The 19,148-nt window shown below is 71.4% G+C and carries 15 protein-coding genes, 1 tRNA gene and 1 pseudogene; 6 read left to right on the top strand and 11 right to left on the bottom strand.

Features of this window, described 5'->3' with window-relative positions; translation table 11 throughout:
- Positions 1–72: 72 nt before the first annotated feature.
- A tRNA-Thr gene (locus AFM16_RS18245) sits at positions 73–145 on the bottom strand.
- 219 nt (positions 146–364) lie between these two features.
- On the opposite strand from AFM16_RS18245, the gene AFM16_RS18250 reads away from it, so the two are divergent.
- The 3 genes from AFM16_RS18250 (at position 365) to AFM16_RS18260 (ending at position 3,998) form a co-directional block, all read left to right on the top strand.
- Positions 365–1,453, top strand: a complete 1,089-nt coding sequence (locus AFM16_RS18250) for an ABC transporter ATP-binding protein (RefSeq protein WP_030785588.1) — start codon at positions 365–367, stop codon at positions 1,451–1,453.
- A 228-nt stretch (positions 1,454–1,681) separates the two neighbouring features.
- Positions 1,682–2,152 carry a hypothetical protein gene (locus AFM16_RS18255; RefSeq protein WP_030785590.1) on the top strand — a complete coding sequence of 157 codons (471 nt, stop codon included), beginning with the start codon at positions 1,682–1,684 and terminating at the stop codon, positions 2,150–2,152.
- 1,114 nt (positions 2,153–3,266) lie between these two features.
- Positions 3,267–3,998 (top strand): nucleotidyltransferase family protein, encoded by a 732-nt coding sequence (locus AFM16_RS18260; RefSeq protein ID WP_030795115.1) that lies wholly within the window; start codon positions 3,267–3,269, stop codon positions 3,996–3,998.
- A 72-nt stretch (positions 3,999–4,070) separates the two neighbouring features.
- Here the strand turns inward: AFM16_RS18260 and AFM16_RS18265 are convergent, their stop codons facing one another.
- The 6 genes from AFM16_RS18265 to AFM16_RS18290 all read right to left on the bottom strand — a co-directional run bounded on the left by AFM16_RS18265 (position 4,071) and on the right by AFM16_RS18290 (position 10,551).
- Positions 4,071–5,774, bottom strand: coding sequence for a DoxX family membrane protein (locus AFM16_RS18265; RefSeq protein ID WP_078633958.1), 1,704 nt, complete (start codon positions 5,772–5,774; stop codon positions 4,071–4,073).
- 115 nt (positions 5,775–5,889) lie between these two features.
- Positions 5,890–6,831 carry a 23S rRNA (guanosine(2251)-2'-O)-methyltransferase RlmB gene (rlmB, locus tag AFM16_RS18270; RefSeq protein ID WP_030795121.1) on the bottom strand — a complete coding sequence of 314 codons (942 nt, stop codon included), beginning with the start codon at positions 6,829–6,831 and terminating at the stop codon, positions 5,890–5,892.
- A gap of 108 nt (positions 6,832–6,939) precedes the next feature.
- Entirely contained in the window at positions 6,940–8,340 is a 1,401-nt protein-coding gene (gene cysS, locus AFM16_RS18275) for a cysteine--tRNA ligase (protein ID WP_030795124.1), read from the bottom strand.
- 131 nt (positions 8,341–8,471) lie between these two features.
- Positions 8,472–8,975 (bottom strand): 2-C-methyl-D-erythritol 2,4-cyclodiphosphate synthase, encoded by a 504-nt coding sequence (gene ispF / locus AFM16_RS18280; RefSeq protein WP_078633959.1) that lies wholly within the window; start codon positions 8,973–8,975, stop codon positions 8,472–8,474.
- The gene (ispD, locus tag AFM16_RS18285; RefSeq protein ID WP_078633960.1) at positions 8,965–9,741 is read right to left on the bottom strand and encodes a 2-C-methyl-D-erythritol 4-phosphate cytidylyltransferase; all 777 of its coding nucleotides are present in this window, start codon (positions 9,739–9,741) and stop codon (positions 8,965–8,967) included. Before ispD ends, ispF begins: the two co-directional genes overlap by 11 nt.
- A gap of 327 nt (positions 9,742–10,068) precedes the next feature.
- Positions 10,069–10,551 carry a CarD family transcriptional regulator gene (locus AFM16_RS18290; RefSeq protein ID WP_003953493.1) on the bottom strand — a complete coding sequence of 161 codons (483 nt, stop codon included), beginning with the start codon at positions 10,549–10,551 and terminating at the stop codon, positions 10,069–10,071.
- 665 nt (positions 10,552–11,216) lie between these two features.
- On the opposite strand from AFM16_RS18290, the gene AFM16_RS18300 reads away from it, so the two are divergent.
- The gene (locus AFM16_RS18300; protein ID WP_078633962.1) at positions 11,217–11,900 is read left to right on the top strand and encodes a DUF461 domain-containing protein; all 684 of its coding nucleotides are present in this window, start codon (positions 11,217–11,219) and stop codon (positions 11,898–11,900) included.
- Between the two features lie 122 nt (positions 11,901–12,022).
- Here AFM16_RS18300 and phoP read toward each other — a convergent pair whose 3' ends face one another.
- Together phoP and phoR are read right to left on the bottom strand one after the other, a co-directional pair.
- Positions 12,023–12,694, bottom strand: a complete 672-nt coding sequence (gene phoP / locus AFM16_RS18305; RefSeq protein WP_018568744.1) for a two-component system response regulator PhoP — start codon at positions 12,692–12,694, stop codon at positions 12,023–12,025.
- A gap of 5 nt (positions 12,695–12,699) precedes the next feature.
- Positions 12,700–13,977: a two-component system sensor histidine kinase PhoR gene (phoR, locus tag AFM16_RS18310; RefSeq protein ID WP_030795141.1), complete on the bottom strand. Its 1,278-nt coding sequence runs from the start codon at positions 13,975–13,977 to the stop codon at positions 12,700–12,702.
- Positions 13,978–14,187: 210 nt separating this feature from the next.
- Here phoR and phoU point away from each other — a divergent pair, with 210 nt between their 5' ends.
- Positions 14,188–14,895, top strand: coding sequence for a phosphate signaling complex protein PhoU (phoU, locus tag AFM16_RS18315; RefSeq protein ID WP_030795144.1), 708 nt, complete (start codon positions 14,188–14,190; stop codon positions 14,893–14,895).
- 364 nt (positions 14,896–15,259) lie between these two features.
- Here phoU and AFM16_RS18320 read toward each other — a convergent pair whose 3' ends face one another.
- Positions 15,260–16,618 carry an alpha/beta hydrolase family protein gene (locus AFM16_RS18320; protein WP_078637008.1) on the bottom strand — a complete coding sequence of 453 codons (1,359 nt, stop codon included), beginning with the start codon at positions 16,616–16,618 and terminating at the stop codon, positions 15,260–15,262.
- Positions 16,619–17,517: 899 nt separating this feature from the next.
- Between AFM16_RS18320 and AFM16_RS18330 the strand changes: the two are divergent.
- Positions 17,518–18,202: pseudogene (locus AFM16_RS18330) on the top strand (tyrosine-type recombinase/integrase); the annotation flags it as partial.
- Positions 18,203–18,280: 78 nt separating this feature from the next.
- Here AFM16_RS18330 and AFM16_RS18335 read toward each other — a convergent pair.
- Positions 18,281–19,042, bottom strand: a complete 762-nt coding sequence (locus AFM16_RS18335; RefSeq protein ID WP_030795152.1) for a phosphoglyceromutase — start codon at positions 19,040–19,042, stop codon at positions 18,281–18,283.
- Positions 19,043–19,148 lie beyond the last annotated feature (106 nt).

Here is a 19,148-nt window from a genome sequence, read left to right on the forward strand (position 1 = left end):
GGGCGGGGGCAGCAAGTACCGCAGAAAGCGGAGAGAGGGCTTGAGGGAGAGGAGAGGCGCGGTGACGATCGGAGCCCCCTGTCGGACTCGAACCGACGACCTTCGCTTTACAAGAGCGGTGCTCTACCAGCTGAGCTAAGGAGGCGTGCGCGTGCGTGGTCACGTACGTGCCCGTGCAGTGTACCCAGGCCGCCGGGGCGGCCCGTCGAAAATTTCCGCGAAGTTCACATGCCGCCAGGTACTGACAGATCGGGCGGACGGCAGGTAGCGTCTCGGGAAGTTCACTCAGGTGGACTACACCACACCACCTTCCTACAACGGATCGTCCGGCACGTTCCTGCCGGTAGAAGGGGGCCTCTGAGCCATGGCCACTGTTACGTTCGACAAGGCGACCCGGATCTACCCGGGTTCCACCAAGCCCGCGGTCGACGCCCTGGAGATCGACATCGCGGACGGTGAGTTCCTCGTCCTCGTCGGCCCGTCCGGTTGCGGCAAGTCCACCTCCCTGCGGATGCTCGCGGGTCTCGAGGACGTCAACGGCGGCGCGATCCGCATCGGCGACCGCGACGTCACGCACCTGCCGCCGAAGGACCGGGACATCGCCATGGTGTTCCAGAACTACGCGCTCTACCCGCACATGTCGGTCGCCGACAACATGGGCTTCGCGCTGAAGATCGCCGGCGTCAACAAGACGGTGATCCGCCAGAAGGTCGAGGAGGCCGCGAAGATCCTCGACCTCACCGAGTACCTGGACCGCAAGCCGAAGGCCCTCTCCGGCGGTCAGCGCCAGCGCGTCGCGATGGGCCGCGCCATCGTGCGTGAGCCGCAGGTCTTCCTCATGGACGAGCCGCTGTCCAACCTGGACGCCAAGCTCCGCGTCTCGACCCGTACGCAGATCGCGTCCCTCCAGCGCCGGCTCGGCATCACCACGGTGTACGTCACCCACGACCAGGTCGAGGCCCTCACCATGGGCGACCGGGTCGCCGTCCTCAAGGACGGTCTGCTCCAGCAGGTCGACACCCCGCGCAACATGTACGACAAGCCCGCCAACCTCTTCGTGGCCGGCTTCATCGGCTCCCCCGCGATGAACCTCGTCGAGGTCCCGATCGCCGACGGCGGCGTGAAGTTCGGCAACTCCGTGGTGCCGGTGCAGCGCGACGCGCTCTCCTCCACCACCGACAAGACGGTCACCGTGGGTGTCCGCCCCGAGCACTTCGACGTGGCCGGCGCCGACTCCGACCAGGGCCTCGCGGTCACCGTGAACGTCGTCGAGGAGCTGGGCTCGGACGCCTTCGTCTACGGCACCGCCCAGGTCGGCGGCGAGTCGAAGGACCTCGTGGTCCGCGTCGGCGGCCGTGACGTCCCGGAGAAGGGCAGCACGCTGCACGTCGTCCCGCGCGGCGGCGAGACCCACGTGTTCTCCACGTCGACGGGCGCCCGCCTGTCCGACTGACCCGTCCCGGACGGCGAGAACGACGGTCGAACGACGATTGACGGAGAGGGCCCCGCGGACTGCCGCGGGGCCCTTCCCCGTTCCCCGCACAAACCCCGGCATCCACGCCGTTTTCGACCCGTACGGCCCCTTGCCCGTCAACGCCCTACCCAAAAAGAGGCACCACTTCATCCCCCGTCCGGGTGACCAAATGTCGCCGGATGATTACCGGGCGCTACCCTCTCACGCGTGAAGCACTCCGCGAACCACTCCACCACCCAGCGCACGCGACGCGGCCAGGGCGGCCCAGCCCGCCGGATCGGCCGCTCGCTCGCCCTCGTCCTGCCCGTCGTCATGGTGCTCTCGGGGACCCTCGCGGTCACCCGGGTCAACTGGTCGGGGGACCCCTCGGACTCGGTGCTCACCGCCTCCGACGTCTCCACCGCGCACCAGGTCGCCCACAACACCGCCAAGGCCCCGCAGGACGTCCTGCGCGACCAGTTGCTGACCGAGCTCCAGGAGAAGGACCCGGGCGTCGCCCTGACCCACCTCCAGGCCGCGGTGAACGGCAAGCCGTCCCTCGCCAAGCACTGCGCCTCGATCGCCCGCGCCCTGGGCCGCGCCGCGGTCCGCGCGTACGGCCCCTCCCGCGCCCAGTCCTACGCCCGCCCGGTCTGCGACACGGCCTTCGCCTCCGGCGTCCTGACGGCCCACAGCTGACCCCCCACCCCGGGGGCCAACCGACCCCCGGGGCCCGGCCCCACCCACACCGGCCCAGGGGCACCTGCACAAGGCCCTCCACGAGACCGAACGACAGCGGCAAGACGGGACGGGACGACACCACAGGCCCCGATTGGCTGACGCCAGGGCACCGCAGCTCCCCCAACCCCGGCACTGCCCACACCACCGGCGACCGCACCCTTCCAAGCGGACGGGCCCCCGCCACCGGCCTCGCCCTGCCCGGCGGCCCGCGCGACCCCGCCTGCCCCCACCGGACCCCGCCCCTGCGGCAACCCACCATGTACGGCGCTGCCCGCGCCGCATGCCGTCGGCGACCGCATGATTCCGGGCGGACGGGCCCCGCCGTCGGCCTCGCCCTGCCCGGCAGGCGGCCCGCGTGAGACTGCCCGCTCCCACCGGCCCCGGTCCCTGCGGGAACTCACCGTGCGCGGCGCCGCCCACGCCGCCGTGCCGCCAGCAACCGCACGCCCCCAGGCAGACGGGCGCCTCCCGCCGACCTCGCCCTGCCCGGCAGGCGGCCCGCGCGAGACTGCCTGCGCCCGCCCGCACCCGGCCCCTGCGGCAACCCACCCTGCACGGCAACGCCCACGCCGCGTGCCGCCAGCGACCGCACCCTTCCCAGCGGACGGCCCCTGCCGCGGGCCCCGCCCGACCCCCAGCCCGCGCGACACCACCTGCCCCCACCGGCACCCGGCCCCCGCGGCAATCCACCATGCACGGCGCCGCCCACGCCACATGCCGCCAGCGACCGCACGCTCGCGGGCAGACGGGCGCCTCCCGCCGGACCCGGCCCCCGCCGCACCCCGACCACGGCCCACACCCACCCTGCCCGCCGCCTGCGCCACCTCCCGCACATCCCTGTCGGGGGGGACCCGCCCAGACCACCCGCAGCCCCACGTTCCGGGCCCCAACACCCGACCCCCACCCGGCGCCCCGACCGCACCCCCGCGCCGTCCTGCGAACCCACCCGCCGCCTCCCCCCTCCCCCTCCCCCATCCCTCCTCCCCCCTCGGCCCAGCCCAAGCGCCCCCCCAGCGCAAGCCGAAACCGGCCGCCCACCACTCTCGTAACACCCACCACGTACAGTTCCGCCATGACTCACCCGCACGCCGCCTCCCGTCCCACGCAAGCCGTTGTCCTGGCCGGGGGCCAGGGGTCGCGGTTGCGGCCGTACACCGATGACCGGCCCAAGCCGATGGTGGAGATCCCCGGCACGGGGACGCCGATCATCGGGCATCAGCTCGGCTGGCTCGCCGAAGAGGGCGTCACGGACGTCGTCGTCTCCTGCGGGCACCTCGCCGAGGTCCTCCAGGAGTGGCTGGACTCCGCCGACCTGCCCGTGAAGGTCACCACGGTCGTCGAGACCGAGCCCCTCGGCCGCGGCGGCGGTCTGCGGTACGCCGCCGCCCATCTGCCCCACCCGGACCGCCCCTGGTACGCCACCAACGGCGACATCTGGACCCGCTTCTCGCTGCGCGAGATGGCCGACTTCCACACCGAGCGGGACGCCGTCGCCACCCTGGCCCTCGCCCGCCCCCGTATCCCCTGGGGCGCCGTGCAGACGGACGGCTTCGGACACATCACCGACTTCATCGAGGCCCCGCCGACGACGTACGAGATCAACGCGGGCGTCTACGTCTTCTCCCCGGAGTTCGCCGCGCTGCTGCCCGAGCGCGGTGACCACGAGCGGACCACGTTCCCGCACCTGGCGCGCGAGCGCAGGCTGGCCGGCTTCCCCATCCCGCAGGGCGCGTACTGGCGGGCCATCGACACGGCGAAGGACCTCACCGAGGCCGCGAAGGAGCTGGCCGCGCTGGGCCGTTGACCCCAGACGGACGCAAGAGGAACGGGGGTGCCTCCGCGAGGCACCCCCGTTCCCATGCTCACTCGGACCGCCTTACCCCAGCAGACCCCCCACCAGACCCGGCTGCCCCGTCGATGACGACGAGCCGGAGTCCGAGCCACCGCTCGTCGCACCCCCCGTGCCGGTCGAACCGCCGGACGTGGGACCGGAGCTGGTGCTCGGCGCCTGTTCCACCGGTTCGGGCTGCTGCGGCGGGGCCTCGCCGGCCGTGCCCTGGGTCTGGCTGGGCGCACCGGCCGTGCTGCTGCCGGCGTCCGTGGCCGGGGCGCTGCCCGTACCGGACGCACCGGACGTGCCGGCCGTGGGCGCCGCCGAGGTGGCCTCCCGGGTCGGCGAGGTGGACGCGGCGGGGCTGCCGCTCGCCGGGTGGGAGCCGGACTCCTCCGGCAGCGGCGTGCCGGGCAGTTCGTTGCGCGGGGCCTCGCCCGGTCCCGGTACGACGACCCGGTCCGCGTCCCGCACGGCACCGCCGAGCAGGGCGCCGGTCAGCAGGGTCAGACCGACGACGATCGCGGTGACCAGCGCACCCCGCCGCAGCACGTACCGGCGCAGCTCCCACAGGTCGGAGCGCGGGCCGAGCCGCCGCCAGGCGCTCGCCGCGAGCCGTCCGTCGACGGAGTAGACGGGCGCGCCGGCGATGATCAGCGGCGACCAGGCGGCCAGGTAGATGATGTCGGGCGTCTGGTAGACCGGGACGGTCTTCCAGCTCACGGTGACGATGAGCGCGGCGGACAGCAGCGCGCCCACGCTCGCCGCGACCCGCTGCCAGCAGCCCAGGACGGTCAGGACGCCCACCACGACCTGGAGGAAGGCGATCACGAGCCCGGAGCCGACCGGGTGGTGCAGGGCGAACTGCCGCAGCGGCTCGGCGACTTCCCACGGGTGCAGGGTGTTGAGCCACTTCACCATGGAGCCGCGCTCACCGCCGTCGAAGTAGACGGGGTCGCACAGCTTGCCCATGCCGGCGTACACGGACATGAAGCCGAGCAGGATGCGCAGCGGCAGGAGGACCACGCCGAGGTTCATCCGGCGGCCGGGGAAGTAGGCGTGCCGGGCGTCGTCGTCGGCGTGCCGGCGGCCGCCGCGCGGCGCGCTCCCGGCGGCGGTCGGCTCCTCGAAGTCGTCGAACTGACCGTCGTCGTAGGCGGGTTCGTCGTAGGCGCTGCCGACGGGGCGCATCTGCGGCAGCAGCCGGTGCTCGCCGGCCACGGGGGCGCGCTGGGCGCCGACGATCGGCGTCTCGAGGGTCTGGGCGGTGAGGTCGGCGTCGTATCCGTCGTACCCGGACCCGGTGTGCCCCTCGTAGCCGTCGTAACCGCCGACGCCGACGCGCGGGATGACCTGGGTGGCGCCGGCGTCGGCGGCCGCCGGGTCGCCGTGGCCGACGCTGCCCGCCCGCACGGCCTGGAGCAGTCGGTGCGCGCCGGTGTCGTCGGGGGCGGTCTGGCCGCTCCAGACGACGGGCCGGCGGCGGGCACCGGCGGCGGCGCCCGCCCTGCCCGCCGGCCCGGCGAGGGGGACGCGCGGGGCGTCCTGAAAGGCGCTCATGTGCCGGGCGATCCGCGGGGATTGGCTGCGCCGCGCCGACGCGCCCAACTGCACACGGAAACTCGCGTGCGTGACGATGACCTGCGCCGGATCGCTCGGCACCTTCACCATGCTCAGCGCGGGAACGTCGTCGAAGCCCGACGAGCGGTCCCCCGTGGGAGTGCGGGGTGTTCTGGTGTCCACACTCATCTAACCGAGTGACGTGTGGTTAGGACACTGCTTTGACCCACCGGATGTGTCCGGACCGCGTCAAGGTTGCGCGACACGTCGGAATTAACCCGTGTGAGTGAACCCGCGGGAGCCCTCAGACCCGGCGCCGAGCCGCCTCGTACAGCACGATGCCCGCCGCCACACCGGCGTTGAGCGATTCCGCGCCGCCCGGCATCGGGATCCGCACCCGGTGGTCGCAGGTCTCGCCGACCAGCCGGGACAGCCCCTTGCCCTCGCTGCCGACGACGATGACGACCGGCCCGTCCAGGGCGGGCAGTTCGCCGATCTCGGCCTCGCCGTCGGCGGCCAGACCGACGACCACGATCCCCGCCTTCTTGTACGCCTCCAGGGCGCGGGTCAGGTTGGTGGCCCGCGCGACCGGCGTACGGGCCGCCGTGCCCGCCGAGGTCTTCCACGCACCGGCGGTCATACCGGCCGCGCGCCGCTCCGGGACGACGACGCCGTGGCCGCCGAACGCGGAGACGGACCGCACCACGGCGCCCAGGTTGCGCGGGTCGGTCACGCCGTCGAGGGCGACGATCAGCGGGTCCTGGCCCTCCGCGTAGGCGGCCTCGGCGAGGTCCTCGGGGTGCGCGTACTCGTACGGCGGGACCTGGAGCACGAGCCCCTGGTGGTTGAGGCCGTTGGTCATCCGGTCCAGCTCGGGACGCGGGGCCTCCATGAGGTTGATGCCGCCGCGCTCGGCCGCGAGCTGGAGCGCCTCGCGCACCCGCTCGTCGTTGTCGATGAACTGCTGGACGTAGAGCGTGGACGCGGGCACGCCCTCGCGCAGCGCCTCCACGACCGGGTTGCGGCCGACGACCAGCTCGGACGTGCCCTTGCCGCCGCGGCCGCGGGGCGCCGGACGGCGCTGGGACTGCTTGGCCTTGGCCGTGGCGAGGCGGTTCTTCTTGTGGCCCTTGCGCATCTCGGCGGGCGGGGTCGGACCCTTGCCCTCCAGGCCCCGGCGCCGCTGGCCGCCACTGCCGACCTGCGCGCCCTTCTTGCCGGACATGCGGCGGTTGTTGGCTGCCATGACCTACCTGTCTGTGTGAGGCGCGCGAAAGCGCACGCCGTGCGTACGTACGTACATGCAGTGTGCCGCCCGGACGGCCGGGCGGCACAATCGATCAAGAAACGGCGGCTACCGGGGGGCGAGCGACCAGCGCGGCCCGGCGGGGCTGTCCTCGATGGTCAGCCCGGACTGGTTGAGCTGGTCGCGGATGGCGTCCGCGGTCGCCCAGTCCTTCCGCCCGCGCGCGGCCTCCCGCTGGTCCAGGACCAGTCGTACGAGACTGTCGACGACGCCGTTCAGATCCTCGCCGCGGTCGCTCTCCCCGGCCCAGTGCGGGTCGAGGGGGTCGAGACCGAGGACACCGAGCATGGCGCGCACCTCGGCGAGGCGGGCCACCGCGGCTTCCTTGTCGTCGGCGGCGAGCGCGGAGTTGCCCTGCCGGACGGTGGTGTGCACGACGGCCAGCGCCTGCGGGACGCCCAGGTCGTCGTCCATCGCCTCGGCGAAGGCCGGCGGGACCTCGGCGGCGGGCTCGACGACGTCCCCCGCCAGCTCGGTCACGCGCTGCACGAAGCCCTCGATCCGCGCGAACGCCGCCTCGGCCTCGCGCAGCGACTCCTCGCTGTACTCGATCATCGAACGGTAGTGCGGGGTGCCGAGGTAGTAGCGCAGCACGATCGGACGCCACTGCTTGACCATCTCGGAGACGAGCACCGAGTTCCCGAGGGACTTCGACATCTTCTCGCCGCTCATGGTGACCCAGGCGTTGTGCACCCAGTACCGCGCGAACTCGTCGCCGTAGCCCTTGGCCTGGGCGATCTCGTTCTCGTGGTGCGGGAAGATCAGGTCGAGGCCGCCGCCGTGGATGTCGAAGGACGCGCCCAGGTACTTGTGCGCCATCGCCGAGCACTCCAGGTGCCAGCCGGGGCGGCCGCGGCCCCACGGCGTCTCCCAGCTCGGCTCGCCCGGCTTGGCCGCCTTCCACATGGCGAAGTCGCGGGGGTCGCGCTTGCCAGTCTCGCCGTCGCCCGAGGGCTGGAGCAGGTTGTCCAGCTCCTGGTTGGAGAGCTGGAGGTACTCCGGGTAGGAGCGCACGTCGAAGTAGACGTTGCCGTCGGACTCGTAGGCGTGACCGCGCTCGATGAGACCGCGCATCATCTCGATCATCTCGGGGACGTGCCCGGTGGCGCGCGGCTCGTAGGTCGGCGGGAGGCAGCCGAGGGCCTGGTAGCCGTCGTTGAACGCCCGCTCGTTCTCGTAGCCGATGGACCACCAGGGGCGGCCCTGGTCGTGCGACTTGGCGATGATCTTGTCGTCGATGTCCGTGACGTTGCGGATGAAGGTGACGTCGTAGCCCCGGTGGGTGAACCAGCGGCGCATGATGTCGAAGTTCAGGCCGGAACGGATGTGCCCGATGTGCGGGGCGGCCTGCACGGTGGCACCACACAGGTAGATCGAGACACAACCCGGCTGGAGCGGGATGAAGTCACGAATCTGCCGGGCGCTGGTGTCGTACAGGCGAATAGTCACCACTCCAGGGTAGTGGGCGCGAGGCGATGCCCCGAGCCCCTTCCCCCCAAGGGCCACACTTTCGTGACATGCGGTGCGATGGCGCCCGCCCGTGCGACGCCACCTGGCCCGATACCGCCGTGCCGCACGGGTCAGCCGGTACGGGCCACCAGTGCCGTGGCGATCGCCATGAGCCCCTCGTCGCGCCCGGGGAAGCCGAGCCCGTCGGTGGTCGCGCCCGAGACCGACACGGGTGCGCCCGCCGCCTCCGACAGCAGCTTCTGCGCCTCGTCGCGGCGCTTGCCGATCTTCGGGCGGGGTCCGACCACCTGGACGGCGATGTTGCCGATGGTGAAGCCGGCCGCGCGCACGATCCGGGCGGCCTCGGTGAGCAGGGTGACCCCGGCGGCGCCGGACCACTCGGGCCGTCCGGTGCCGAAGTGCTGCCCGAGGTCACCGAGCCCGGCGGCCGAGAACAGCGCGTTGCACGCGGCGTGCGCGACGACGTCCGCGTCGCTGTGCCCGGCCAGACCGGGACCCTCGCCCTCCCACTTCAGGCCCGCGCACCACAGCTCGCGGCCCTCCTCGAAGGCATGGATGTCGGTGCCGATGCCGACCTGGGGAAGCGGCACCCCGGCCACGGGCTCAGAAGCCATCGTTGAGCCTCCTGCGGGCCAGGACCGCCTCGGCGAGGACGAGGTCGAGGGGCCGGGTGACCTTGAACGCCTCCTCGTGGCCGGGCACGACCACGACCGCCGGGCCGAGCCGCTCGACCATGCTCGCGTCGTCGGTGACGTCCTCGGTGACCGTCTCGTGGGCCCGGACGAGCGTGGCCCGGTCGAAGCCCTGCGGGGTCTGGACGGCCCGCAGCCGGGCGCGGTCCGGGGTGGCGACGACCGGTTCGGGGTCACCGGGCACGGCGGCCGGCTCGACCTCCTTGACGGTGTCGGCGAGCGGCAGCGCGGGGACCACGGCGGCGGCGCCGTCCCGGACGGCCTCGATGACGGCGTCCACGGTGTCCACGGGGACGAGCGGCCGGGCGGCGTCGTGCACGAGGACGATGTCGTACTCCGGCGGCAGCGCGTCCAGGCCGAGCTTCACGGACTCCTGGCGGGTGTCGCCGCCGGGCACCACGAGGAAGTCGGTGCGCTCGGGCAGGGCGTGCGCGTCGAGCAGCGACTTGACCTCGGCGGCGCCGTCCGGCGGGGCCACGACGACGACCAGGGAGACGGCGCGGGAGGCGGCGAGGGCGCGCACCGCGTGGATCAGCATGGGCGTGCCGTTCAGCGCGCGCAGTGCCTTGGGGGCGCCCGGACCGAGGCGTACGCCCCGGCCGGCGGCCGGGATCACGGCGGCCGTACGGGCGGACGCGCGGGTGTCCGCCGGGGCGTCCGCGGTCGAGGGAAGCGAATCGTCAGACATCGGTTCCTGTCAGGTTTGTGTGCTCGGCCATGTTGGGTACGGACACAGCGTGCCGGGCGCGACGCCTTGACCGGACCCTTCCGTGACGTTCCGGTCGAGCCAGCGCCCCGGGCCCGGCACGCTAAGTATCGGGGTTTCCCGAGGCGTTTTCCCGAGAGGGTCCGACGCGACGTGGTGACGACGTGGTGACGGAGCGACCTGGTGACCGCGGCGACTCGGACGCGAACATGCCGCAGCGCCCGGCGACGAGAAATACGTCATCGGGCACCGCGGCATTTCAGTGTTCTTCAGAGCGCTCTTCAGTGCTGAAGTCGGCTGGTGCCGGCGTCAGGACGCGAGAACCTCGTCGAGCAGGGCCTCCGCCTTGTCCTCGTTGGTGTTCTCCGCGAGGGCCAGCTCGCTCACCAGGATCTGGCGGGCCTTGGCGAGCATGCGCTTCTCACCTGCGGAGAGTCCACGCTCGCGCTCACGACGCCACAGGTCACGCACGACTTCCGCGACCTTGATGACATCGCCGGAGGCGAGCTTCTCCAGATTTGCCTTGTAGCGACGCGACCAGTTCGTGGGCTCCTCGGCGTACGGCGCGCGCAGCACCTCGAAGACCCGGTCCAGCCCGTCCTGACCGACCACATCACGCACGCCGACGAACTCCGCATTGTCCGCTGGCACACGTACCGTCAGGTCACCCTGGGCGACCTTCAGCACCAAGTAGGTCTTGTCCACGCCTTTGATCTGGCGAGTTTCGATGGCCTCGATCAGCGCGGCCCCGTGATGGGGATAGACCACGGTGTCGCCAACCTTGAACGTCATGTGACAGGTACCCCTTCCGTGGCTATCCAGAGTAACACGGAAACTGCCGTTCCTGAATGGCGTTTTCGCAGGTCAGGGCATATCTCGGGGCTTGACAACAGCGACAGGGACGTGCTTCGAAGGGCTCGCGGAAGCAGGTATTCGCAGGTCGGAGGCGCTCTCCGAGGGGGGTGAAACGCGTACGTTACACGCATCCGGAGGCGGAGCCGAACGGTCGAACGTCCACAAATGTCCGCTTCCAAGTGTGCGACTTCCGCTACTCCGTTCGGCGGCCCTGGCCGGATACCGATCGTTTCCGGAATTGATCATCGGCTCTTCGCTCGCGCCCGTGATCAATTTCCGGGACGGCCCCGCATTCCTTCACGGAAAATCCGTGGGACCGCCTCCGCGGCGGTTATCCGAATGACGGACGAGCCGCGCCACGGCACAAGAGCCGGGGTGAAACGGAAGTGACTCGCGAGTCACTTGTGGGTGAACGAGGTCGTCCGGAAGAGCGGGGGACGGCGGTGCGCGAGGAGGTGCGCGCGGGAGTGCGGAACGCGCTAGAGGCGGGTCGGGTGCGGCCCCGTGGGAACAGCTCGGTAACCTAAGGCCGCTGACAGACCCTTAGGGCGGCTTTATCACCAGGTGAGCTGCCCCTGTGCGTTCAAGGAGATGCCGCCGCCGTGAGCAGCAGCCTTCGACGCGGCGCCCTCGCCGCATCCGCCCTCGCGTTCTCGATCGCCACGCTCGCCGCCTGCGGCGCCGGCAACAACAGCCAGACCTTGGAGATCAAGCCGGACAACGCCGCGACCAGCGTCGGCGTCATCAAGGTGCAGAACGCCGTCGTGATCACCCAGCCGGCCCCGGAGGGCAGCGGCCCGGTCGCCGTCTCGGCCACCGTCTTCAACGGCGGTGACACCGATCAGACGGTGGAGTCGATCGAGGTCGAGGGCCTCGGCACCGCCAAGCTCACCCCCGCGAAGGGCGAGGGCAAGGTGACCGTCCCGGCCTTCGGCTCCCTCGTCATCGGCGGCGACGGCAACGCCTCCGCCGTCCTGGAGAGCCCCGGCGAGGACTCCCTCGACGGCAACGCCCAGAAGACCACCTTCACCTTCAGCGAGACGGGCGCGGTGACCCTGCGCGCCTTCGTCGTCCCCGCCGAGAGCTACTTCTCGAGCTGGGGCCCCAGCGACATCCCCTCGGCGCCGCAGCCGAAGCCGTCCGAGAGCGCGAGCGCCCCGGCCGGGTCCACCGAGTCCCCGGCGGCCGGCGAGAGCGCCGAGGCGAGCCCGTCGGACACGGCGTCGGCCCCCGCGGCGGGCGCGGAGGCCGGTACCGAGGGCACCGAGGAGGGCACGGGTCACTGACCCGGCCCGCGGCAGCGTAAAGACGGCAAGGAAAAGGGCGGCACCCCTCGCGGGATGCCGCCCTTTCCTCACGTACGGCCCAAGGCTTCCTCACGTACGCCCGAGGCTTCCTCACATACGGCCTACGGCTCGAACTTGTACCCCAGTCCCCGCACCGTCACCAGGTACCGCGGCGCGCCCGGGTCCGGCTCGATCTTGGCGCGCAGCCGCTTGACGTGGACGTCGAGGGTCTTGGTGTCGCCCACGTAGTCGGCGCCCCAGACCCGGTCGATGAGCTGCATCCGGGTCAGGACCCGCCCGGCGTTGCGCAGCAGCATCTCCAGCAGGTCGAACTCCTTCAGCGGGAGGTCGACCTTGGAGCCGGAGACCGTCACCACGTGCCGGTCGACGTCCATCCGCACCGGCCCGGCCTCCAGGGCCGCCGGGGTCACCTCCTCCGGCTCGCCGCGGCGGCGCAGGACGGCCCGGATCCGGGCGACCAGCTCGCGGGAGGAGAAGGGCTTGGTGACGTAGTCGTCGGCTCCTATCTCCAGCCCGACGACCTTGTCGATCTCGCTGTCCTTGGCGGTCACCATGATCACAGGGACGTTGGAGCGGCCGCGCAGCTGGCGGCACACCTCGGTGCCGGGCAGCCCCGGCAGCATCAGGTCGAGGAGGACGAGGTCGGCGCCGTTGCGCTCGAACTCGTCGAGGCCGTCGGGCCCGGTGGCCGCCACGGCGACCTCGAAGCCCTCCTTGCGGAGCATGTACGACAGGGCGTCGGAGAAGGACTCCTCGTCCTCGACGACGAGCACACGGGTCACGGAAGGACCTCCGGGGCGGAAAGCGTCTGGTACGCGGTTGACTCTGGGGGTGTCTGGGCGGACGGCCCGTCCTCTTCGTCATCGTCGAGGTCGGGGTGCTGTTGTGCCCGGTCGCGGTCGCGGGCGGCGCCCGCCTCCGGCAGCCGCAGCGTGAAGGTGGAGCCCTGTCCCTCGGCGCTCCACACCGTGACCTCCCCGCCGTGCGAGGCGGCCACGTGTTTGACGATCGCCAGCCCGAGGCCCGTACCGCCGGTGGCACGGGAGCGGGCCGGGTCGACGCGGTAGAAGCGCTCGAAGATGCGCTCCTTGTCCTTGTCGGATATGCCGATGCCCTGGTCGGTGACGGCGATCTCGATCAGGTCCCCGCCGGGTGCGGTCACCCGGCGGGCGGCTATCCCGACGCGGGTGCGGGCGGGTGAGTAGTTGACGGCGTTCTCGACGAGGTTGCCGAGGGCCGCGGCGAGCTGGCCGCGGTGGCCCCAGACGCGCAGGTCGGCGGTGCCTCCGGCGGCCATGGTGATCTGCTTGGTGCCGGCCTGGTGCCGGCAGCGGTCGACGGCCTCGGCGACGAGTTCGTCGATGCCCACCGGCTCGGCGTCCTCCAGCGGGTCGTCGTTCTGGACCCGGGAGAGGTCGATCAGTTCCTGCACCAGGTTGGTGAGCCGCGTGGCCTCGATCTGCATCCGGCCGGCGAACCGCTGCACCGCCTCCGGGTCGTCGGAGGCGTCCATGACGGCCTCCGAGAGCAGCGAGAGCGCCCCGACGGGCGTCTTCAGCTCATGGCTGACGTTCGCCACGAAGTCGCGGCGTACGGCCTCGATCCGGCGGGCCTCAGTGAGGTCCTCCACCAGCAGCAGCACGAGCCGGGAGCCCAGTGGGGCCACTCTGGCGGACACGGCGAGGGCCTCGCCGCGTCCGGTGCCGCGCCGGGGGAGGTCCAGCTCGACCTGGCGTATCTCGCCGTCGCGACGGGTGTCGCGGGCCATCTGGAGCATCGGCTCCACGGCGAGTTTCCCGCCCCGGACCAGGCCGAGGGCGTACGCCGCCGAGCTGGCCTTGACCACGGCGTCCGCCTCGTCGAGGACGACGGCCGAGGAGCGCAGCACGGACAGGACGGTGTCCACGCCCGGCGGAAGCACCGGGTCCGTGTGCAGGGAGGTACGGGTGGGGCGGGCCTGGTCGCGCTCGCTCCAGCGGAACGCCAGCATGGCGATGACACCGGTGAGCACCCCGGCGATCGCTGCCGCTGCGGCGACCGCCGCGTTCACGTCCATGCGTCCAGGTTAGGCACGCGATCCGGCCTGGCCACAGCCATCGAGGTGCGACCTCGAACACTCGTCGCCCAGAGTTCACCTGGGAGCCAGTGGTGGTTCATTTGGGGTGACGCAAACCGACGCGTGCGGGGCCGACCGTGGCACCGTGGGGTTCCCGGCCCCCCGGAACTCCGGGACTGACGTGAGAACGACGTACGAGAGGGAAGCCTGATGCGGGACGCGTACCACGAGGAACTTGACTCGATCGGCGACAGCCTGGTGGAGATGGCCCGGCTGGTCGGGTCCGCGATCGGGCGCGCCACGACCGCGATCCTCGACTCCGATCTGAAGCTCGCCGAGAGCGTGATCGAGGCCGACCAGAAGGTCGACGAGCTCCAGCACGACCTGGAGGCCAAGGCCATAGCGCTGCTGGCGCGGCAGCAGCCGGTGGCGACGGATCTGCGGATCGTCGTCACGTCGCTGCGGATGTCCGCCGACCTGGAGCGCTCCGGCGACCTCGCCCAGCACGTGGCGAAGCTCGCGCGGCTGCGCTTCCCCAACCGTGCGGTCCCGCAGGACCTGCACGCCACGATCCTGGAGATGGGCCAGCTCGCGCAGCGCCTGATGGCGAAGGCGGCGGAGTGCATCATCACCAAGGACGTCGACCTCGCGCTCCAGCTCGAGACGGACGACGACGCGATGGACCTGCTGCACCGCACGCTGTTCCAGCACCTGATCGACGAGCGCTGGAAGCACGGCATCGAGACGGCGGTCGACGTCACCCTGCTGGGCCGCTACTACGAGCGGTTCGCCGACCACGCGGTGGCGGTCGCCAAGCGGGTCGTCTTCCTGGTCACGGGCGAGCACGCGGACGAGTTCCAGCCGGACATCCAGCCCGACATCCAGCCGGTGACGGGTACGGGGGCGGACGGGTCCTGAGCGCACGGGATGGCTTCCGGGGAGTGCGCGAGCCACTGTGCGCCGTTGATGCGCCGGACGCAGCGGGCATGCAATGGGCACAGGCCCTACGCGTCCGGGAGGAACCCCATGGCCGAGTCCCCCAGTGTTCCCACGCCCGACCCGACCCAGGAACGCCCGACCGAGCAGCCCCCCGAGCCGAGAAGCCTCCCCCTACTGGCCGCCTGCGGCTGCGGCTCGGGCTGCGGCTGCGGCTGCCAGTCGGGCAACCCTTGCCAGTGCGGCTGACCCTTCCGACGGGCCGGGGCCCGGCGCCTTCTGGCTCCGGGTCCCGTGTCCCTGCGACGCGCCACCGGCGGCCTCAACGCTTCGCGAGCCGGTACGTCTAGCGCCGCAGGACGCTCGCCAGCCAGTCGAAGACGACGTCGCAGTGCTGTTGGGGGGCCATCGGGGAGCAGTGGAGTTGGGCTCCGGTGGCTGTCGTCAGCTTCACGTACTCGCGGCGGGTGCGGAGGAGGTCGTACATCTGGCGGGGCTGGCCGGGGTAGAACTCCTCGAAGTCGTAGTCCAGGACGAGTGTCGGGGCCTTGATCCTCGGGACGACCTTCGTGATGTCGAGGCCCATGGCCACCTGTGCCGGCGTCCAGATGTCCGTGAGGACGATGCCCTGGCGGGCCTGGCGCAGGGCCTGTGCGGAGAAGATCTCGAAGCGTTTCTTGACCGTGAAGGCGAGCTGCGGGGTCAGTTCGGGGACGACGTCCTCGTTCCAGACCCGGTTGGTCTCCTCCTTGTCGGGCGTGATGATCGCCCGGAGTTCCGCGTCGAAGCCCAGCCACGGGCTGACGCACCCCGGCAGACAGGCGACGGCCGCGAGCCGGCGCTCGAACGCGGCGGCGCGTGCGACGAGGTTGCCGCCCATGCTGAGCCCGGTGATCGCGATCCGGGAGCGGTCCACGTCCTTGCGGCGCTCCAGCCAGTCGATCACCGGCCGGACCACCGTCTCCCAGCGCGTCGTGAACGGGATCTCCTCCACGAACAGCAACTGCCCCTGGCCGGGACCGTCGTAGACGACGGCGTTCCAGCCCCGGTCGAGGGCGGCCGCCACGCCGTAGGTCCACATGTCCAGGTTCTGGCCGTCGCTGCCGTTGGTGAGGATGACCGTGGGCCGCGGCTCGACGGGACCGTCCGGGCGGAAGAACCAGACCGGCAGCCGCGTCCTGCCGTACGGTACCCGCGCCGTGACCGCGGCCGGCGTGCACAGCCGGGTGAACGTGTCCCACGCCTTGCGCCCGGCGAGGTAGACCGCCTCCTCGTCCTCGGGGTGGTCGGTGCCGAGGACGTAGAACAGCGACTGGGCGTAGTACTGGGCGGCGCGCAGCGAGCGGAAACGGCGGGTCTCCTCGTGCCCGCCGCCACGGCCCGCGGCCAGCCGGTCGCCCCAGGCGCGGAAGGTGTCGCTGAACGTCTGCTCCGAAAGCCCGGCCGCGTTGATGGTGTTGACGGCCGTCAGCACCTCGCCGACCTCGGAGGCCCGCATCCCGGCGGCCCCGAGCGCGAGCAGCCCCGCGAAGTTGAACCCGGGGTCGTCGAAGAGCCGCATCACGCCGGGCGTGGGATCGGGGGCAGCGGCGGCCGCACGGGCCGTTCCCGCCCCGACGGCGAGCGCACCGGCCCCGGCGGCCAGTCCGGTGAGGGCCGCGCGACGGCTGAGCGAGGACGACGGGTACGCAGCACGAGCGATCATGCCGCGGACCGTACGACGCCCCATGCACAGGTCCCGAGCCACCGCGCCTCGGACTCCTCCACACGGCCGCATGAACCACCCCGGAGGCCGCAAAAGCCCCCGCCCTGCGAACACATCGCAGAGCGGGGGCTCAAGAGCGAGGCGTTCGCCTACTTCTTCTTGCCCTGGGTCTTGCCGGAGATCTTGGTGAGCTGGGTCTTTGCTGCTCAGGAGTGGTGGGCTCGTGCGCCTCGTGGTCGTCGTTGGTCGTCATTGGCCACTGTTGAGCAACCTCGGACGGCCCAGAGACGGCCCGATACACATTCGAAAGTCAGCTCTGCCGGCCGCGCGCTCATCGGGAGACGGTCCCGCGTCGGCCTGTCGCCTAGCGTCCTGCCCACCGTCGCAACTTAGTGGTGACATGGGCCTTGTGGAGTCGGGTTGCCGAGGCTTCGCTCGGGCTCGTCATGAACGCCGTGATAGGGGTCCATCGCTTGCCCCCCTTGCGGGCCGTCCATCTGACGGCGGGGAAGTCCGTGATCTCTGTGATGCACTCTCGCGTAATCACGCGTGTGCGTAGGTAGCCGCGGATTGAGAGTCTCCCGCGCTCACACGTAACGCCGAGCCGGTACCCCCTCACAGCGAGGATCGCGAACCCAATCACAGCGAAACAGGCCATGAGCCGCGAGAAGCCGGAACTGGCTTGCGCTACGTAGGCAACAGCAGCGGCCGCCGGAACGGCTCCGAGGCTGCCGTTCGCAAGACGGTTCAACATCGCTGGCGATAGCTCCACGACGCTCCTCGTCTGTGCCGGTCTCTGCCGACGAGAGCGTACCTGGAACCTCAGCTTGGGAAACTCGGGTTTCCCGGCGGCGATTGCTGTGCTGACCTGCGGCGGGGTGGTGCTAGGGCCCTGGGTGCGTCCCGTTCCCTGGCAGCCGGACCGCGTTTTCGCCATGCGGGCCGCCATGGTGGAACGCTTCCGGCCCATGGTGGACATGGGCGCCGGCTGCGGCCTACGGCAAGGCGAGATCCTCGGACTGTCCGTGGATGAGCTGGACTTCGACAGCGGCACCCTGCACGTGGTGCAGCGGCTCAAGCTCAGCCTGAGCAAAGCCGTGTTCGCGCCCCCAAAGGGCGGCAAGCTCCGTGACGTCCCGCTGCCCGATCCCGTGGCGGAAGCGCTCAAGGAGCACATCAAGCGGTTCCCGCCCGTGGAGATCACGCTGCCCTGGATGCGAGCGAACGGCCAGCCCGTGACCAAGCGGCTGATCTTCACCGGGCCGAACGGTGGTCACGTCTGGCGTACCTCACTGAATGAGGACCACTGGAAGCCTGCTCTGGCGTCCGTGGGCGTCATCCCCAAGGCCAAGAGCCGAGAGCACACCGCCGCGCGCGAGCACGGCATGCACGCCCTGGAGGCGCTTCTACGCGTCGGTGCTACTGGGCGCGGGCGAGAGCATCAAGGCCGTGAGCGAGTACCTCGGGCACTCCGACCCGGGACTCACGCTGAAGGTGTACGCGCACCTCATGCCGAGCAGCCGCGACCGGGCCCGGAAGGCTCTCGGTCAAGCACTCCGCCCGCCGCAGGACCCGCCGCGCTGAGGTCCCACAGAGGGCCCAGGCCATGAAAATGCCCCCGCCCCGCGCCGTCTGCGCAGGTCGAGGGCATGATCACGAACCCTACTTCTTCTTGCCCTGGTTCTTGACCGCCTCGATCGCTGCCGCTGCCGCGTCCGGGTCGAGGTAGGTGCCGCCCGGGTTGAGGGGCTTGAAGTCGGCGTCCAGCTCGTAGGAGAGGGGGATGCCGGTGGGGATGTTCAGGCCCGCGATGTCGGCGTCGGAGATGCCGTCGAGGTGCTTGACCAGGGCGCGCAGGCTGTTGCCGTGGGCGGCGACCAGGACCGTGCGGCCGGTGAGGAGGTCGGGGACGATGCCGTCGAACCAGTAGGGGAGCATCCGGACGACGACGTCCTTGAGGCACTCCGTCTGCGGGCGCAGCTCCGGCGGGAGGGTCGCGTAGCGCGCGTCGTCGAACTGGGAGTACTCGGCGTCGCGGTCGAGCGGCGGGGGCGGGGTGTCGTAGGAGCGGCGCCACAGCATGAACTGCTCCTCGCCGTACTCCGCGAGGGTCTGCGCCTTGTCCTTGCCCTGGAGGGCGCCGTAGTGGCGCTCGTTCAGCCGCCAGGAGCGGTGGACCGGGATCCAGTGGCGGTCCGCGGCCTCGAGGGCGAGCTGCGCGGTACGGATCGCGCGCTTCTGGAGGGACGTGTGCACCACGTCGGGCAGGAGGTCGGCGTCCTTCAGGAGTTCGCCACCGCGGACCGCCTCCTTCTCGCCCTTCTCGTTGAGGTTGACGTCCACCCAGCCGGTGAACAGGTTCTTCGCGTTCCACTCGCTCTCGCCGTGGCGGAGGAGGATCAGCTTGTACGGTGCGTCGGCCATGGGTCCGAGCGTAATGGACCGTCCTGGTGGCCCGCGTCCGCCGCTCATACCCCGGACGCCCCCTCCCGAACGCCGCCGCCCACGCTTGACGGGATCTGTTAATTGA

The organism is Streptomyces antibioticus (genome assembly GCF_002019855.1).
In the GTDB taxonomy this organism is placed as follows: domain Bacteria; phylum Actinomycetota; class Actinomycetes; order Streptomycetales; family Streptomycetaceae; genus Streptomyces; species Streptomyces antibioticus_B.

Bases quoted from the DNA above. Each gene is read 5' to 3' on its own strand.
- AFM16_RS18250 (WP_030785588.1), top strand. From the start codon at position 365: ATGGCCACTGTTACGTTCGACAAGGCGACCCGGATCTACCCGGGTTCC.
- AFM16_RS18260 (WP_030795115.1), top strand. From the start codon at position 3,267: ATGACTCACCCGCACGCCGCCTCCCGTCCCACGCAAGCCGTTGTCCTG.
- AFM16_RS18265 (WP_078633958.1), bottom strand. From the start codon at position 5,774: ATGAGTGTGGACACCAGAACACCCCGCACTCCCACGGGGGACCGCTCG.
- rlmB (WP_030795121.1), bottom strand. From the start codon at position 6,831: ATGGCAGCCAACAACCGCCGCATGTCCGGCAAGAAGGGCGCGCAGGTC.
- ispF (WP_078633959.1), bottom strand. From the start codon at position 8,975: ATGGCTTCTGAGCCCGTGGCCGGGGTGCCGCTTCCCCAGGTCGGCATC.
- ispD (WP_078633960.1), bottom strand. From the start codon at position 9,741: ATGTCTGACGATTCGCTTCCCTCGACCGCGGACGCCCCGGCGGACACC.
- AFM16_RS18290 (WP_003953493.1), bottom strand. From the start codon at position 10,551: ATGACGTTCAAGGTTGGCGACACCGTGGTCTATCCCCATCACGGGGCC.
- phoR (WP_030795141.1), bottom strand. From the start codon at position 13,977: ATGGACGTGAACGCGGCGGTCGCCGCAGCGGCAGCGATCGCCGGGGTG.
- phoU (WP_030795144.1), top strand. From the start codon at position 14,188: ATGCGGGACGCGTACCACGAGGAACTTGACTCGATCGGCGACAGCCTG.
- AFM16_RS18320 (WP_078637008.1), bottom strand. From the start codon at position 16,618: ATGATCGCTCGTGCTGCGTACCCGTCGTCCTCGCTCAGCCGTCGCGCG.
- AFM16_RS18335 (WP_030795152.1), bottom strand. From the start codon at position 19,042: ATGGCCGACGCACCGTACAAGCTGATCCTCCTCCGCCACGGCGAGAGC.